Origin of the sequence: Caballeronia grimmiae, assembly GCF_000698555.1 — a bacterium.
GTDB lineage: Bacteria > Pseudomonadota > Gammaproteobacteria > Burkholderiales > Burkholderiaceae > Caballeronia > Caballeronia grimmiae.
This window is the reverse complement of record NZ_JFHE01000043.1, coordinates 17,771-34,776: the sequence shown is the minus strand read 5'-3', so window position 1 is coordinate 34,776 and position 17,006 is coordinate 17,771. Positions and strand designations below refer to the sequence as shown.

14 protein-coding genes are annotated in these 17,006 nt (G+C 63.3%); 12 read left to right on the top strand and 2 right to left on the bottom strand.

Annotated features, from left to right (window positions below; all coding sequences use genetic code 11):
• Nucleotides 1–106: 106 nt before the first annotated feature.
• Nucleotides 107–1,459 (bottom strand): MFS transporter, encoded by a 1,353-nt coding sequence (locus BG57_RS26585; RefSeq protein WP_035969858.1) that lies wholly within the window; start codon nt 1,457–1,459, stop codon nt 107–109.
• A 216-nt stretch (nt 1,460–1,675) separates the two neighbouring features.
• Between BG57_RS26585 and BG57_RS26580 the strand changes: the two genes are divergently transcribed.
• Together BG57_RS26580 and BG57_RS26575 are read left to right on the top strand one after the other, a co-directional pair.
• Nucleotides 1,676–2,263: a MarR family winged helix-turn-helix transcriptional regulator gene (locus BG57_RS26580; protein ID WP_035969843.1), complete on the top strand. Its 588-nt coding sequence runs from the start codon at nt 1,676–1,678 to the stop codon at nt 2,261–2,263.
• 1,118 nt (nt 2,264–3,381) lie between these two features.
• Nucleotides 3,382–4,950: a methyl-accepting chemotaxis protein gene (locus tag BG57_RS26575; RefSeq protein ID WP_052006015.1), complete on the top strand. Its 1,569-nt coding sequence runs from the start codon at nt 3,382–3,384 to the stop codon at nt 4,948–4,950.
• Nucleotides 4,951–5,397: 447 nt separating this feature from the next.
• Here the strand turns inward: BG57_RS26575 and BG57_RS26570 are convergent, their stop codons facing one another.
• On the bottom strand, nt 5,398–6,519 hold the full coding sequence (locus BG57_RS26570; protein WP_229753937.1) for a right-handed parallel beta-helix repeat-containing protein: 1,122 nt from the start codon (nt 6,517–6,519) through the stop codon (nt 5,398–5,400).
• Between the two features lie 16 nt (nt 6,520–6,535).
• Between BG57_RS26570 and BG57_RS33145 the strand changes: the two genes are divergently transcribed.
• From BG57_RS33145 to BG57_RS26525, 10 genes are all read left to right on the top strand, one after another.
• Nucleotides 6,536–6,802, top strand: a complete 267-nt coding sequence (locus BG57_RS33145; protein WP_160174754.1) for a hypothetical protein — start codon at nt 6,536–6,538, stop codon at nt 6,800–6,802.
• A gap of 921 nt (nt 6,803–7,723) precedes the next feature.
• A complete protein-coding gene (locus BG57_RS26565) occupies nt 7,724–8,941 on the top strand; it encodes an ABC transporter substrate-binding protein (protein ID WP_035969841.1) in 1,218 nt (405 codons plus the stop codon).
• Nucleotides 8,942–9,021: 80 nt separating this feature from the next.
• On the top strand, nt 9,022–9,894 hold the full coding sequence (locus BG57_RS26560; protein WP_035969840.1) for a branched-chain amino acid ABC transporter permease: 873 nt from the start codon (nt 9,022–9,024) through the stop codon (nt 9,892–9,894).
• Nucleotides 9,895–9,912: 18 nt separating this feature from the next.
• Nucleotides 9,913–11,697: a branched-chain amino acid ABC transporter ATP-binding protein/permease gene (locus BG57_RS26555; RefSeq protein ID WP_035969839.1), complete on the top strand. Its 1,785-nt coding sequence runs from the start codon at nt 9,913–9,915 to the stop codon at nt 11,695–11,697.
• Entirely contained in the window at nt 11,681–12,385 is a 705-nt protein-coding gene (locus BG57_RS26550) for an ABC transporter ATP-binding protein (RefSeq protein ID WP_035969838.1), read from the top strand. The genes BG57_RS26555 and BG57_RS26550 overlap by 17 nt, the downstream gene beginning before the upstream one ends.
• Before the next feature lie 45 nt (nt 12,386–12,430).
• On the top strand, nt 12,431–12,979 hold the full coding sequence (locus BG57_RS26545; protein WP_035969837.1) for a 2,4'-dihydroxyacetophenone dioxygenase family protein: 549 nt from the start codon (nt 12,431–12,433) through the stop codon (nt 12,977–12,979).
• A 5-nt stretch (nt 12,980–12,984) separates the two neighbouring features.
• On the top strand, nt 12,985–13,995 hold the full coding sequence (locus BG57_RS26540) for an NAD(P)H-quinone oxidoreductase (RefSeq protein WP_035969836.1): 1,011 nt from the start codon (nt 12,985–12,987) through the stop codon (nt 13,993–13,995).
• Nucleotides 13,996–14,014: 19 nt separating this feature from the next.
• Nucleotides 14,015–14,758 (top strand): SDR family oxidoreductase, encoded by a 744-nt coding sequence (locus tag BG57_RS26535; RefSeq protein WP_081850995.1) that lies wholly within the window; start codon nt 14,015–14,017, stop codon nt 14,756–14,758.
• Nucleotides 14,755–15,870: a glycerol dehydrogenase gene (locus BG57_RS26530; RefSeq protein WP_035969834.1), complete on the top strand. Its 1,116-nt coding sequence runs from the start codon at nt 14,755–14,757 to the stop codon at nt 15,868–15,870. The genes BG57_RS26535 and BG57_RS26530 overlap by 4 nt, the downstream gene beginning before the upstream one ends.
• Nucleotides 15,867–16,898, top strand: coding sequence for a LacI family DNA-binding transcriptional regulator (locus tag BG57_RS26525; protein ID WP_035969833.1), 1,032 nt, complete (start codon nt 15,867–15,869; stop codon nt 16,896–16,898). Before BG57_RS26530 ends, BG57_RS26525 begins: the two co-directional genes overlap by 4 nt.
• The last annotated feature ends 108 nt before the right edge of the window (nt 16,899–17,006 follow it).

Here is a 17,006-nt window from a genome sequence, read left to right as displayed (position 1 = left end):
AATCATTTAGAAGCAAGCGGGTTTTCCCTGAAACGCATCGGATCGTCACCAAAAGAAAGCGGCGTCTTCATGACGAAGACGCCGCCCGTGCTGCGAGAACCGATCGTTACGAATGCGTTTCCGCGTGCTCGCGCAGCGTATTGGCCGGCACGCCTATCAGCACGGCGAGGCCGCCGAGCATCACGATCGCGGCGATTGCGGAGAGACCGATGGCGAGACTGCCCGTCATCGTCTTGATCCAGCCGAGCGCGATGGGGCCGCAGAACGCGCCCACTTGCCCGAGACTGCTGATCGCGCCGATGCCCGCGGCGGCCGCGTCATCGGAGAGATAAGCCGGTGGAATCGACCAGATGATCGCGGCCGCGCCAAAGTACGAAATCGAGATCATGCCGAGACAGAGGATGGCCGCCGCCGTGTTGCCCGACAGCACCGGCAGCAGAAAGCCGCCCAGCGCGCCGATCGCCGTGCAGGCGAAGAAATGCCAGCGCCGCTCCAGCGTCACGTCGGAACTGCGCGCCACCGCGAACATCCCGAGCGCGCCGATGATGTACGGCAACGCCGACAGCAAGCCCACGTTGAGCACGTCCGAGACGCCCGCCTGACGGATGATCGTCGGCGTCCAGTAGTTCAGGATCGTGCCGCACAAAGGCACCGTGCCCCAGCCCGCCGCGAGGATATACACGCGCGGGTCCTTCAGCGCGACCAGCAGTTGATGGCGCGTGTGCTTCGCAGGCTTCTTTGCGGCGCGGTCGGCGGCGAGCGCATCGAGAATGATCTTCTTCTGCTCGTCGTCGAGCCAGCGCGCATCCTGCGGACGATCGACGAGATAGAAGAACGCGACCACGCCCATCACCAGCGCGGGCAGGCCTTCCAGGAAGAACAGCCACTGCCAGTTCTTGTAGCCGAGCACGTCGACGAAGTTATGCAGGATCCAGCCCGACAACGGCCCGCCGATAATGCCCGCCGCCGCGATCGCCAGCAGAAAGCGCGACGTGATGCGCGCGCGCCGCGCGCCCGGATACCAGTACGTCAGATACAGGATGATGCCGGGCCAGAATCCCGCCTCGGCCGCGCCCAGCAGAATCCGCGCGACATAGAACTGCGTCGGCGTGGTCATGAAGGCCATCGCGGTGGAGATGCCGCCCCACAGGATCATGATGCGCGAGATCGTCAGGCGCGCGCCGATCTTCTTGAGCCACAGCGTGCTCGGCACTTCCAGCAAGATATAGCCGATGAAAAACAGGCTCACGCCGAGGCCGTACGCGGCATCGGACAAGCCGAGATCCTGCTTCAGGTGCAGCTGCGCGAAGCTGACGTTCACGCGGTCGAGATAGTTCAGCACCCAGCAGACGAAGATGAACGACATCAGCCGCCAGGTGACCTTGTGATACGTGGCCTCGACGCGCGCTGCCGCCGCGTCCGATTCCGAAATGAATTGCGTGACTGTGGATTTGGCCACCAAACGTCTCCGATTCCCGTGCTCATTAGGACGATGCACCGCCGCGCGCGACCACGGCCCGGCATCTGCGTTTTATTCGATATCTAATCATAATGGTAAGGAGACGGGCCGCCTGGAACAAGTCCGGGTTTGCACCGAGACGCGTGTCCGGGCTTCGATCGGCAAGCCAGCGGCTATCATGTCGGGAAAGAATCGCTCTACGGGAAAGACACTGTCATGACACGGAAAAAGACTGCGGAAGGCGCGCCGCGAGAAACGGCGGAGATGCTGCGCCACTGGCACGAATCGGTGCCGAACGATCGTCTCGCGCACCTCGTGAAGGACGCTGCGCGTTCGATGGTGCGCGCGTTGCAGATGCGGCTCGCGGAGCACGCGGTGTCGTTCGGGCACTGGACGTTTCTACGGATCCTGTGGGAGACCGATGGCCTCACGCAGCGCGAACTGAGCGAGCAGGCGGGCGTGATGGCGCCCACCACGTTCGCCGCCGTGACCGCGATGGAAAAGCTCGGGCTGGTCGAGCGTCAGCAGCGTCCGGAGAACAAGAAGAACACGCACGTGTATCTGACGCCCGAGGGCCGTGCGCTGAAAGACAAGCTCGTGCCGCTGGCGGAGGAAGTCAACGACATCAGCGTGACAGGTTTGAGCGAGCGCGACATCAAGGTCGCGCGCAAGGTGCTGCTGACGATCATTGAGAATCTCGCGGAGGACGAATCCGGTTCGACGAATCCAATGCGGCGCGTGCTGTCGACGCGCGAGCTCGGCAAGATGATCGCCGAGCGCGGCGAGAGTCTGGAGGACGCTTGAACGCCTTCGCAACGAAGCGCTAGCGCCGCGCGCAGGCCGAACGGAGGACTTGCGCCGCGGAGTCGTTTTATGCGGCGGGGAGCGACCAAGCCAGGCAAATCTAGGTGCGGTGATTCGGTTTGCGCCGTATCGCGGATTTGTTCCGGATCTTCTCGCAGGCGTTCTGCATCATCTCCACGGCGGCGACGCTGCGTGGTCCGCGCTGATGAACGGAACCGGACACCGATGCGTATCGCGCCTTTCCCGCAAAGCGATGCAAACGCACACTGGCTCGTCGGCTCAATGTGCTACACCTGAGCGCGGCGGACTGGAGGTGCGTTTCTCAAACTTCAAAATCGGACCGCCCGTTATCAACGATCCGCACGATATCGCGACTTAAGGCGAGGCATCCGGATGTCGCGCAAGGACGTAGTTTGCAGCCCCGGGAATTTATGCACGCATGGTGCATCGTCAAAGGCTGATGTCTGAGGGCCTGCCCAAACCAATCGATAGAAAATCGAGTGCCGGCGATCCAGAGAACGGTTTCCCGCGTCGGTGCTTGAAGGGCAACTGCACTCTTTTTAGTTCGGGAATAAATCAGCGTATTCACCACGCTCGAGTTGCGCCTCGATCTTCTTAGCCGGCCCGCCTGGGAAAGCATCAGTCACAGTCCCGACCTCGACGCTTGTCGGTTCTTCAAAACATCTGCGGCTTGAAACGGCGACGGCCGTTTCGAGGTTCGAAGGCGTGCGCGTCACAAAATCATGGCGCCAGTGTGGTCTCACGATGAGAAACCGCCCCGTGCGCCGGTTGCGGATTTTCGAATTCACATCTCGTGTCGCTGGCCGCGGTTTTTCGCCGTTACAGGCGCGCATTCCTATGAGCGTGTATCGCGTCTCTTCCACCGGGACATACCGATTGTGATCAGCGTATTGCCCATATACCGCAATTCGCCGGCTGCCTAGTACTTGCGACAGCGCCGCGCATCAACAGCAAGCCGCTTCAGCCAAAGAAGCGCACACATCGTAACTCCGCCGCCAACTCCCGCCGAACGACAGCATCGGCCCGACCATGTCTCGATGACGCTTAAGTTCGTCCAGCTTTTGTCGTAATCCAAATATACATTTATTTAAACACGCATGAAAAACCTTCGCATCTCCACTCGCCTGTCTATTGGTTTTGTCAGCTTGCTTGTGCTGCTGATCACTATTGCCGGGCTCGCTTTTTACGGTATGTCCTTGATCTACCGGAACCTCAACGACATATCGAGCGTTAATAACACCCAAACAAAGCTAGCCAACGAGATGAAATCGTCAGTGCAGGATCGGGCAATTGCGATTCGCAACCTTGCGCTTCTGACCGATTTCTCTGCAATGTCAAAGGAGGCAGATCGCATTAAACGACAAGAGGCCATATATGCCGGTGCATATCAGGCTCTCGGAAAGACGTTCGCCTCTAACCCTCGCACAACTGCGCGGGAGACGGCGCTGTTTGCGGCAATCAAGGAAGATGAAGCCGCAGCACTCCCGCTGCTAGCCAAGGCCAGTGCCCTCGGTCTGGCGAACGATGCAGATGCCGCAACCAAAGTCCTTCTACAAGAGGCGAGACCGAAACAGTCCGTATGGCTTGGCCACCTTGCAGACCTTGCTTCTCTCGAAGCCGAACTTAACGATCAGGCTGCTAACGAAGCGGCCGCGTCCTATAAATCGATCCGCATAGCGATGTGTTCAATCGTCGCACTTGCTTTGTTAACCGGTTTGGTCTCAGCGATCGTCATCACTCGCAGCATCGTTAAGCAATTGGGCGGGGAACCTGCCGAAGCTCAAGAAATGGCGCGTCAAATCGCCGAAGGCAACTTGACGATGACTATGAACGTTACGCAAAGCGATGACAGCAGTCTTATGGCATCTCTCGAGGCCATGCGCAGGCAACTTAGCATCGTTGTCGCCGGCATCAAGACTTCCGCCGAATCGATTTCGGTAGCCGCCGGCGAGATCGCACAGGGCAACGTCGACCTGTCGCAACGAACCGAAGAGCAGGCCGCGTCACTGGAGGAAACCGCGTCGAGTATGGAGGCACTCACCTCTACCGTACGGCTGAACACCGAGAACGCTCTTCAGGCGAGTTCTCTTGCGACGTCAGCCTCCGGTACTGCGGCCGAAGGCGGCGAGGTCGTTCAGCGCGTGGTCTCGACGATGCGCGATATCTCGGACAGCTCATCGAAGGTGGCGGAGATCATCTCGGTGATCGAAGGGATCGCGTTTCAAACGAATATTCTTGCGTTGAATGCCGCCGTCGAAGCCGCCCGCGCCGGCGAGCAAGGGCGCGGGTTCGCGGTCGTCGCAGGAGAAGTGCGCACGCTCGCACAGCGCAGCGCGACTGCTGCGAAGGAGATCAAAGACCTGATCAGCAGCTCGGTGGAACATGTGAACGCGGGGTCGTCGCTCGTGCTCGACGCAGGCAACACGATGGATGAGCTGGTGCGCTCGGTCAAACGCGTAACCGACATCATGGGCGACATCGCCTCGGCATCGAATGAGCAAAGCACGGGTATCGAACAGGTCAACGTCGCCGTTAGCCAGATGGATCAAGTCACTCAGCAGAATGCCGCTCTTGTCGAGCAAGCTAGCGCCGCGGCACAAGCTATGTCAGAGCAGGCGAACAGCCTTCGCCGCGCGGTCTCCGTCTTCAAGGTGAGCGCGCTTTGATCCTGCAGTGAGAGGGTGTGCGCTGACTATGAACCAGCGCTGGTTTGGCGATGGCCCGGATTCCTTGGCTGCCGGTGGCAGCCAAGGCTCGCAGCCTCGTCACGCGTGAGGCGGCGCGAACGCTACACCGAACTCAGCAAGAATCAACACTCGCGACCTATCTCCGTTTCAGCGGATCGAGGCGTCAACGGCGCGTCTCGGAGTGCCTCAGCCCTTCGTCTGCAGTTCGAATGAACGCAGCGCGGAAGGAGATCGACGCATTCCGTCATCTCGGCGCACCGCCGACCGGCTGATCGAGCCGATGACGAACCGTCTGCTTGCCAGAGCGATCCGCTACTCGATACGCAAGGTCCGCCTCAGTACCCCTTGAGATGCTGCCGTGACAACACACGACCTCACGCACTTTCTTCCAGCTGGTCCGCAAACACGAGCGGCACATCTCCGGGCTTAGCCAACCTTGGGATTCACGACCGACACCTTCGGGCCGTTGCTGTCCCAGTCAGCGAAATACCAGTTCTTTTTCCACACCGGGTTCGTGCTGGTGATCGCGCCCGTAACGACGCAGCCATTCAACCGAAGACCCTGGACGTCGAACGAATCGGTCGTGCAGCGGTCGGTATGGTTCGTGATCTGGATGTCGACGTTCTTGGCGACGGGTCCGGGCAAGAAGCCGAGGTACACCAGGATGCCGCCGCCCGCGCAACCCTGAGTCGTCGGGCTGACGATCTTGATGGCCTGAAGCACGGCGTTGTTGTCGTTCGGCTCGATGTCGAGGCCACATGCCGGCGCAGTGCCCGCAATATTTTCCCAGAGCGGATTGGTGAACGTGATCCCGCTGCCGGACGTGATCGTCGCGCCTTGACGGCGGCAGCCGTTCGCGTGGTGGCCGCTGATCGACACGTTCGAACTGGTCTTGTTCGAGCCGCTCTGGCTATTGCCGATGTAGATGCCGTCGCCCCAGCAGTTGATCGTCGTCGGGTTCGTGATCGTGACGCCCGTGGAGCCGTTGATCGAGATGCCCATGCCCCACTCGCCCGAACCGGCGGAGTTCAGTTCCTTGCTGCCGTCGAGATACGGTGCTTCGATGTTCACGTTGCTCACGTCCCACACGCGCATCATCTGATAGGAGCCGGTGTTGTGCGAGAGCATCTTGATCGACGCGCCCGGCGCGAAGCGGATATGCGTGTTGGAGCGCAGCGTGAGACCCGTCGTGTCGATGCGGCTCTTGCCGGTGATGAGAAGAATCTGGCCGACCGAGCCGTCGATGGCAGCCTGAAGCGCCGCGCGATCGTTGGTCGTGCCATCCCCCTTCACGCCGAATGACTTGTCTTGCAGCACGCCGTTCGTGCTGGTGTTGCTGGTGCCTTGCGAGCCGGTGCTCGCCGCGGTGCGCGGATCTGCGGCGCCCAGGTTCATCCACGGCGATGTGCCGCTCTTGTACCAGTTGCCTGCTGTGTTCTTGGCGTGAATCACGCCGTTCAAGTAGAGGATCGTGGTGTACGCGACGGGGGAACCGGTCGCCACCGATGCGCCGTTGCGCGTCGCACGGCCGCCCACGAGCGTCCACACGGCGCCTGAACTATCAGTGATGGATGCTGCCGGCGGAATCACCGTCCCGCTCGATGAGGCGGCCTTTGCTACCGCCGAAGGATCTGCGGCATCGGTACCGGCAGCGTCGCCGCCGCCGCCACAGGCAGCCAATGTGGCAGTTCCTGCACCCGCCATCATGAAGGTCAGGAACTTTCTACGTGAAAAGGGAGCGTTGGTCGTGCTGGTGACGCTAGAAAAGGAAGTTTCGTCCTGCGTTTGGGGAAAGCTGTTCAACGACACGGCAATTTTTTACGTTTGGTGAAGGAGGCCGAAGTATATGGGCCGAAAAGCGACCGAAAACGTATCTGAAAGTAACAATCGGAAGAAAGCAAAGCTTGGATATGCTCATACCGTAAGGAGGAAAAAACGCCCGCAATCGTTTGCGTATTGAGAAAAGAACGGACGCGTTATTTCAGAGGAAAGGCGTCTAATCGATAATTTTCTTGCTAAGCACAGCTATGTAAATCCTTAATATAGTAAAAATTACTCGCTAAAAATGCGATTTGCGGCCCAGTTGCGTCCGATTTCCAACCGTCGCGGCTAGTTCGAAGATGTGCGGATCTCCGCGCATCGCGTGCACCATCAGGCATATTTACCGCCTTCGACGCGCGATCGGGAAGCTTTGCCACAACGTGCCGGACCGCGTACTTTGCCTCGGCGCTTCTGATGAAGTAACAGCGGTTCGCGAGCTAGCTGAGTAGATCCTCGGTGGTGCTGAACGATGCCAACGTCCGCGTCGGCCTGACCATTGGGCAGTACCGGCATCGGGGTCGGTGTTCCTGCCAAGAGCGCTTGTCTTGCTCAGGCAGCGTTCGCCGGGCACGAATGCGCAGGCGATCGAGAGCACTCCGTCGGTGCTTTTGCTGCAGCGCTAGGAACGGAAGATCGACTTGTTGGCGGACTAGCTCCGAATCGTCTGGCGCCAGCCAGCGGTTTTGAGGAGAAGGCGTTGCTCGAAGAGCGGTCGGTGGTGGAAGCCGGAGTCGGGAAACCCCTCGTTGACGTGCGTCGAAGTCAGAACTCAATATTGAAGCGCTTCAGCTAAGCGCGGACAGCGGCGACCTCTCACCAGAAGGACAGACAGCGCGACATGCGCGCGTCCAAGTGCCACTGCCACGCGTAAAAAATGAAGCGCTTCAAATTCGCGTTACTGCGAGTCAAATACTTACAATGGAGACAACGCATGTCCTCGACCTTTCCTCGCACCGCCCTTCGCGGCTTACTCGGCGCCTGCCTTGCCTCGCTGAGCGTCGGTGCCGCACATGCGGCTGATCTGAAAATCGGCGCGCTTTTCCCGTTTAGCGGCGGTCTCGCGTTGCTCGGCGAGGAAAGCTATCGCGGCGTGCAGCTTGCCGTGGACGAACGCAATGCCGCAGGCGGCGTGAACGGCGACAAGGTCGTGCTGGTGAAGGCCGATGCCGTCGATGCCAATCAGGCCGTCGGCGAAGCGCGCCGCCTGACGTCGGTCGAAAACGTAACCGCCGTGTTCGGCAGCTACTCGTCGGCGGTGTCGTCGGCCGCGACGCAGGTGACCGAGCTCGCCGGCGTGCCCTTCTTCGAACTCGGGGCGACCGCCGACACCATCACGAGCCGCGGCTTCAAGTATCTCTATCGCAGCAACTCGACCACCAAGACCTTCGCGGACAGCACGCTCGAGGCGCTTACCAAGGTCGTCGCCCCGCAACTGAAAGTGGACCCGAAGGCGCTGAAGATCGCGATCATCGCCGAAGACGGCCCGTACGGGACGCTCGTCAGCGGCTTTCAGAAGGAAGGCGCGAAGAAGCTCGGCCTGAACGTCGTGCAGGTGCTGCCCTATTCCGCCAAAAGCGTGGATTTGTCCTCGCTGATCCTGCGGCTCAAGGGCGCGGACGTCGACGTTGTCCTGCAAACGGCGTATCAGAACGATGCCATCCTGTTCTTCCGTCAGGCCGCGCAGGCAGGCTTCAAGCCGAAGGCCGTCATCGGCGCGGGCGGCGGCTATTCGCTCGCCGATACCGCCAAGGCCGTCGGCGCGCCGATGAACGGCGTGTACGACATCGACTTCCCGCAAGTCGCCATGAACGAGAAAGGCGCGCCCGGCCTCGACACGTTCACCACCGAATATCAGAAGCACTTCGGCATGGCCCCGCGATCGGGCCACAGCCTCGTGAACTACGTCGGCGCAAAGGCGTTCCTCGACGTGCTCGCCAACGCGAAGTCCACCGACAAGGACAAGATTCGCGCAGCCGTCCTCGCCTACAAGAAAGCGACCGGCACGACCGCGGCCGGCTGGGGCTTCCAGTTCGCGGATAACGGGCAGAACCAGCTCGCGACCACCAACGTCATGCAGTGGCAAGGCGGCAAGCTCGTGACCGTGTATCCGGAATCGGTTGCGATCGCCAAGCCGGTTGCCGCGCAGTAACTCCGCCGCGATCAAGCCTCATTCCTCTTTCACTCGAACCGCGTGGCGCCGATGCGCCGCGCGGCGTCCGGGAAACGAGCATGTCTATCCTTCTGCAACTTCTCGTCAACGGCCTTTTGCTCGGCGGCGCGTACGCGATCATCAGCATCGGCCTCACGCTGATCTTCGGCGTCGTGCGCGTGGTCAACTTCGCGCACGGCGAACTGCTGATGGTCGGCATGTACGCCGTCTGGCTGCTCGCCGCGAAGCTCGGCTGGCATCCGTATGTATCGGCGGCGCCGGTTGCGGTGCTGTTGTTCGCGCTCGGCGTGCTCATCCAGCGTTTCATCATCCAGCCGCTGCTTTCCGCCGATGCCCACATCCAGATTTTCGCGACGGTCGGCGTATCGACCGCGCTCGTCAATCTCGCACTGATGATCTTCGGCGCGGACGTGCATCCAGTCGAGGTCACGTTCGGCACCGAGCATTTGCAATTCGGCGACATCAACATCGTGAGCGGGCAACTGTTCACGTTCGCCGCCGCGCTTGCGGTCGCGGGCGGGCTGCATCTGTTCCTGCAGCGCACCTATACCGGACGCGCGTTTCGCGCGGTGGCGCAGCATCGCTACGCGGCCTCGCTGATGGGCGTGAACGTAAAGAGCACCTACGTGCTCGCGTTCGGCATCGGCGCGGCGCTGGTCGGACTCGCGTCGGGCCTGCTGGTCGCGCAGTATCCGGTGTTCCCGACCGTCGGCCAGTACTTCGTGCTCACCGCGTTCGTCATCGTCGTGCTGGGCGGTCTCGGCAGCCTGCCGGGCGCGCTCGTCGGATCGATCGTGATCGGGCTCATCGACAGTCTCGCGGGCTACTACATCTCGCCCGACATGAAGGAAGTCGTCTATTTCGCGATCTTCCTCGTGATTCTCGTGGTGCGCCCGACCGGCCTTTTCGGTCTCGGACGCGGCTCCGAATAACGTTCAGCGAGGCAACCGATGTTTCCTAATCTCCTGCATCCGCGCGGCTACATGGGCGCGCTGGCGCTCCTCGCGCTGCTCGCGACGCCGTTCGCGCTGCAATCGCCGTTCGCGTTTCACCTGGCCGTGCTCGTGTGCATCTTCGGCGCGCTCGCGACAGCATGGAATATCGTCGGCGGATTCGCCGGCCAACTGTCGCTCGGGCACGCGGTGTTCTACGGCATCGGCTCTTACACGGCGACGCTCTTCGTGATGCACTTCGGCATCACGCCGTGGCTCGGCATGTTCGCGGGCGCGGTCATATCGGCGGCGGCGGCGGTCGTCATCGCGTATCCCACCTTGCGTTTGCGCGGGCCGTTCTTCGCGCTCGCCACCATCGCCTTCCTGGAAGTGTGCCGCCTGCTCACCGTCCACGAGGAAAGCTGGACGGGCGGCTCCGCGGGCCTGAACGTGCCGCTCAATATCGGCCTGCCGTGGATGGTCTTCCGCGAAAAGTGGGCGTACCTGCTGATCGCCTTCGGCTTCCTGCTGGTGACGTTGTGGGCCGCGTGGCTGATCCGGCGCTCGCGCTTCGGCTTCTATCTGATCGCGGTGCGCGAGCGTGAAGATGCGGCGCGCGCCGTCGGTGTGAACGCGGTGAAGGTGAAGATCGGCGCGGCGGTGATCTCGGCCGTGCTGACGAGCCTCATCGGCTCCTTCCACGCGATGTACCTCACCTTCATCGATCCGTCCGCCGCGTTCTCGCTCGAACTGTCGGTGCAGATCGCGATGTTCGCGCTGATCGGCGGGCTGGGCAGCGTCGCCGGGCCGCTCGCGGGCACCGTGCTCGTGCTGCCGATCGCCGAGCTTGCACGCGGATGGCTCAGCTCGTTCGGCAGCGGCACGCACGGCTTCGTCTACGGCGTCGTGCTGGTGCTCGTCGTGCTGTTCATCCCGCGCGGCCTCGTCGGGCATCTGGGCGGCTACGTGCTGCGTTTCATCGACCGCTTGCCCGGTGCGCGCACGCCGGCGGCGCAACCGGCGAAGTCGATCGCACCCGCCGATGCGCTGCCGCTCGGCACGCCGCTGCTCGTCGCCGAGCATCTGAAGAAGCGCTTCGGCGGTCTCGTCGCCACCGACGACGTGTCCCTCACGCTGCATGCCGGCGAGATTCTCGGCGTGATCGGCCCGAACGGCGCGGGCAAGACGACGGTCTTCAACCAGCTTTCGGGCTTCATCCGGCCCAACGAAGGCATCGTCAAGATTCGCCTCGCCGATGGCCGCTGGACCGAACCGCGCACGCCCGATGCGTTCGCGAAGGACGGCATCGGCCGCACCTTCCAGATCGCGCAGCCGTTCGCAGGCCTCTCCGTGCTGGAGAACATCATGCTTGGCGCGTTCATGCATACACGGGTGCGCCTGGAAGCCGAATCGATCGCTCGCGAAGTCGCGGAGATCACCGACCTTACCTCGTTGCTCGATACCGAAGCGCGCAGTCTGACCGTCGGCGGCATGAAGCGTCTCGAAGTGGCCCGCGCGCTCGCGACGCGTCCACGCGCCCTTCTGCTCGACGAAGTGATGGCGGGCTTAAATCCCGCCGACATCGCGCGCGCGATCGAGATGGTGCGGCGCATCCGCGACTCGGGCGTCGCCGTGCTGATGATCGAGCACATGATGCAGGCGACGATGGCGCTCTCCGACCGCATCATCGTCATCAATGCCGGGCGCATGCTGAAGGAAGGCAAGCCGTCCGATGTCGTCAACGATCCTCAGGTGATCCAGGCCTATCTCGGCAAGGGGTATCTCGATGCTCAAGCTGCATAACGTATCGGCCGGCTACGGCAAGAGCGAAGTTCTGCGCGGCGTCTCGCTCGACGTGCAGGAAGGCGAGATCGTGACGCTCGTCGGCGCGAACGGCGCGGGCAAGACCACGACGCTCAAGACGCTGTGCGGCATCGTCGCTGCGCGCGGCGGAAGCATCACGTTCGAGGGAAAGGAACTCGTCGGCAAGACGGCGTACGAGATCGTCGCGATGGGCGTCACGATGGTTCCCGAAGGCCGTCAGCTCTTCCCTTTCCTGAGCGTCGAAGAGAATCTGCTGATGGGCGCGTTCCGTCACGCCGCACGCGGCGCACGGCGCGAACGCATGGACGAAGTGCTCGAACTCTTTCCGCGCGTGCGCGAGCGGCTGACGCAGCTCGCCGGTTCGCTGTCGGGCGGCGAGCAGCAGATGGTCGCCATCGCGCGCGGCATGATGTCCGCGCCAAGACTGCTCATCTTCGACGAGCCGTCGCTCGGACTCTCGCCCTTGCTCGTCGAACAGATGTTCGAGGTGGTCGGCACGGTCGCGGCCCGAGGCGTGACGGTGCTACTCGTCGAACAGAACGTGTTTCACACGCTGAAGCTCGCGAACCGCGGCTACGTGCTGGAAAACGGCGCCATCGCGCTGACTGGAACCGGCGCAGAATTGCTCGACAGTCCCCACGTGCGGCGCGCCTATCTCGGTCATTGATCGAACGGCCGACGCATCGCATCCCGAACTCACGGAGAACAACTCATGCAAACCGAAGTGAAGCCCGCAGTCAAACCCGATGAACAGGTCATCGCCTATCAATTGCCGCAAGCGCCGTACATGTCGAAGGATCTCGTGCATGGCGGCGTGATGACCGACTGGCTCGAAGACGACAACCTGTGGGTGCCCGCGACCGAAACCGTGTCGTTCAAGCCGCTCATTCTCAGCGCGAGCCAGGGCTATTACGTGAACCTGCTGCGCGTGCGCCGCAGCGGCGTGATCTCGCGGCATCGTCATAGCGGAGCGGTTCATGCGATGGTGCTGAAGGGCCGCTGGTACTACCTGGAACACGACTGGGTTGCGGAACAGGGCGGCTATGCGTTCGAGCCCGCCGGCGAAACGCACACGCTTTTCGTGCCTGAAGACGTGCCCGAGATGATCACGTGGTTCCACGTGACGGGCGGCTACACGTATGTCGATCCGCAAGGCGTCGCGCAGGGGTACGAGGACGTCTTCACGAAAATCGAAGCGGCCCGCAAACACTATGCGTCGATCGGTCTGCCGGCCGACTACATCGAATCGATCATCCGTTGAACGCCATGACATCCACTCTTCCCGCATCGATGCAATACATCGATCACGGCGCGGGCGGCGCGCCCGATTGCATGCGGCTCGCGCAAGGTCCGCTGCCCTCGCCCGGCCCCGACGACGTGCTGATCGAAGTCGCCTACGCGGGCGTCAACCGCCCGGACGTGCTGCAACGTTCCGGTTCGTATCCGCCGCCGCCGGGCGCGTCGCCGCATCTGGGGCTCGAAGTGTCGGGACGCGTCGTCGCCACGGGCGCACGCGTGACGCAGTGGCGCGTGGGCGATGAAGTTTGCGCGCTGGTTCCGGGCGGCGGCTACGCGCAATACTGCATCACCGATGCATCGCATTGCCTGCCGGTGCCGAAAGGTTTCACGCTGTTGCAGGCCGCCGCGTTGCCCGAGACCTACTTGACCGTATGGACGAACGTGTTCGAGCGCGGCCGGCTGCAAGCGGGCGAGGCTTTCCTCGTGCATGGCGGATCGAGCGGCATCGGGCTGACCGCGATTCAGCTCGCGCACGCGTTCGGTGCGCGCGTGTTCACGACCGTCGGCAATGCGGAGAAGGCAGCGGCGTGTCGTGAGGCGGGCGCGGATCACGTCATCAACTATCGCGACGAGGATTTCGTCGAGGCCGTCGCGAAGCTCACCGATGGCCGGGGCGTCGACATCATCCTCGACATGGTCGGCGGCGACTATATTCCGCGCAACATCCGCGCGCTCGCGCTCGAAGGCCGGCTTGTGCAGATCGCGTTTCTGGAAGGCAGCCGCATCGAACTGGACGCCATGCCGATCATGCTGCGCCGTCTCACGTTCACCGGATCGACCTTGCGTGCGCGCAGCGTCGCGCAGAAGGCGGCCATCGCCCAGGCGCTGCACGCGCAGGTGTGGCCGCTCCTCGAAGAAGGCCGCGCCCTGCCGGTGATTCATCGCGTGCTGCCTCTTACCGATGTGCAGGCTGCGCACGAACTGATGGAATCGAGCCGGCACATCGGCAAAATCATGCTGAAAGTGGGAGACCGATAACGTGCGGCACGACAAGCGTGTGGTTCTGGTAACGGGCGGCAGCGGCGGCATCGGCGAGGCGCTCGTCGAGCGTTATGCGCGCGACGGCGCGGCAGTCGGCATCGTCGACGTCAACGAAGAAGCGGGCGTAGCGCTGGCACGGCGCCTCGCCGATGCGGGCCTGCGTGTGCATTTCGCGCGCGCCGACGTCGGCGACTTCACCGAGTGCGAGGCCGCGTGCCGTTCGATCGAAGCGGCGCTCGGACCGATCGATACGCTCGTCAACAACGCGGGCATTTCGCCGAAACACGCGGGCAAGCCGATGCCGGTCTGGCAGATGGCGCCCGACGAATGGCGCCGCGTGATGGACGTCAACGTGAATAGCGTCTTCAACTTCTGCCGCATTCTTGCGCCGGGCATGGTGGAGCGGCGCTTTGGCCGCATCGTGTCGATGTCGTCGGTGGCGGGCAAGGCTTATCTCGACATCGTCGCCGCGCACTACAGCACGACTAAGGCCGCGCTGATCGGCATGACGCGGCATCTCGCGGGCGAACTCGGCCCGCATGGCATCACGGTGAACGCGATCGCGCCGGGACGCATCGACACGCCGCTCGTGCGCGGCGTCGCGCGCGAGGCCAACGAGAAAGTGGCGCGCGCAACACCGTTGCGACGCCTGGGCGCGCCTGACGAGGTGGCATCGACGTGCCTCTTCCTCACGTCCGATGACGCGGCGTTCGTCACGGGCCAGGTGATCGACGTGGCCGGCGGATGGCTGATGACATGACGACGCACGCGCCATTGCGAACCATCGGCTTTCCCGGGCGATACACGCAAGGACCGGGCGCATTGGCATCTCTCGGACCGACGCTCGCGGACCTCGGCGCGCGGCGCGCATTCGTGGTCGTCGATGAGGCGGTGGCCGTTCGCGTGTCGGCAGACGTCGTGCGATCGCTCGAAGCCGCGGGCGTCGCGCCGCATCTGGCCGCGTTTCCGGGCGAATGCACGGCGGCCGTCATCGCGAAGCTGACCGCCGATGCGCGCGAGCGGCATGCCGATGCGGTCGTGGCGATCGGCGGCGGCAAGACCATCGACACGGCGAAGGGCGTTGCGCGGGCGCTGGACGCGCCGATCGTCATCGCGCCATCGGCCGCTTCGAGCGACGCGCCGACGAGCCGGCTCATCATCCTGTATGACGAAGCGCATCGCGTCGCGGGCATCGAGATGTTGCCGCGCAATCCGGATGCGGTGATCGTCGATACGGCGTTGATCGCCGCCGCGCCCGCGCGCCTGTTCGCGGCCGGCATCGGCGATGCGTTGAGCAAGAAGTTCGAAGCGGCGCAGTGTCAGCGTGCTGCCGGCCTGAATTCATACGGCACGCCGCCGCTGCCAAGTGCGCTGCTGCTCACCCGTGCGACGCTCGCGATCCTGCTCGAAGACGGCGCGCGCGCCTATGCGGATGTCGGGCGAGGCGAACTCACCGATGCCGTCGAACGCGTGGTCGAAGCGACCGTGCTGTTGAGCGGCGTCGGCTTCGAGAGCGGCGGCTTGTCGCTCGCGCACGCGCTGATTCGCGGTCTCACGGCGATCCCCGCGATGGCCTCCATGATGCACGGCGAACTGGTCGCTTTCGGCACGCTTGTACAATTGTTCGTCGAAGATTCATCGCCCGAAGAGATCGAACCGTTGGCCACGCTCATGACCGCAGTCGGATTGCCGCTCACGCTCGCGCAACTGGGGCAGCACGCCCCGCTTACCCCGGCGCAGGAAGCGCTCATCGCCGAGGCCACGCTCGCCACGCGCTATAGCCGGCACATGACGCCGCCGTTGACGGCGCAGCGGGTGATCGACGGCATCGCTCGCGCGGATGCCTACGGACGCACACGCAGCGCGTCATGAAGCCGACCCGCGCCACGCTCGCCGATGTTGCGCGGCTCGCCGGCGTCTCGCTCGGCAGTGCGTCGCGGGCCTTGTCCGTGCCGGACCAGGTCAAGCCGCAGACGCTCGCGAGCGTGCAGCGCGCGGTCGAACAGCTCGGCTACGTGCGAAACGGTGCGGCGCAGGCGCTGGCGTCGCGCAAGACGCGCACCGTCGCGGCCATCTATCCGACGCTCAACAATCCCATCTACGCCGATTCCATCCAGTCCTTGCAGCAGACGTTGTGGGGCTACGGGTATCAGTTGCTCATCGCGAGTCACGAATACAGGCCGGCGCGCGAACTTGAAGTGCTGCGCGCGATCCTCGAACGCGGCGTCGATGGCCTCGTGCTCGTCGGCACCGACCATCCGCCCGAAGTCATCGAGCTGACGCGCCAATACGACTTGCCCTATGTGCTGACGTGGTCGGTCGACGAAACGCAGTATCCGCACTGTGTCGGCTTCTCGAACTTCGAGGCCGCTTATCGGCTCGCGCGGCGCATCGTCGAATTCGGACATCGGCGCGTGGCCATGTGCGGCGGCTCCACAGCGGGCAACGAGCGAGTGCGCGCACGGCAGGCCGGCACGCGCGCCGCGCTGAGAGAAGCCGGCCTCGACCTGAGACCCGACTGGATCGTCGAAGCGCCGTTCACGTTCGAAGGCGGTCGGCAGGCGCTGCGCGAATTGTGGGACAGTGAAGAGCGTCCGAGCGTTGTGATTTGCGGCACCGACCTGCAGGCCATCGGTCTGCTCGACGAATGCCGGGCGAAGAACATTCGCGTGCCCCAGGACCTCTCGGTGACGGGCTTCGACGATATCGAGCAGGCCCGGCTCACGCAGCCGCCCCTTACGACGGTGCGCGTGCCGTCGCTGGAAATCGGCGCTCGTGCGGCGCGGCATCTGATGGCGCTGATCGACGGCAGAAGCGGTGAGGATGAGATCGTGCTGGACGCGCCGGTTGTCGAACGGGACACGCTTTCGAGGCCGCTGGGCGGGCAGGCGGGAAGCTGACCGGTGCCCTGCCCCGGTGCGCACGCTTCGTCACGTCGTAGCACCATCGGCGCGGCGATGCATCGTCGACAGGCCAGGGATCGGCTCGATGCGCTCGGGCACGGAACG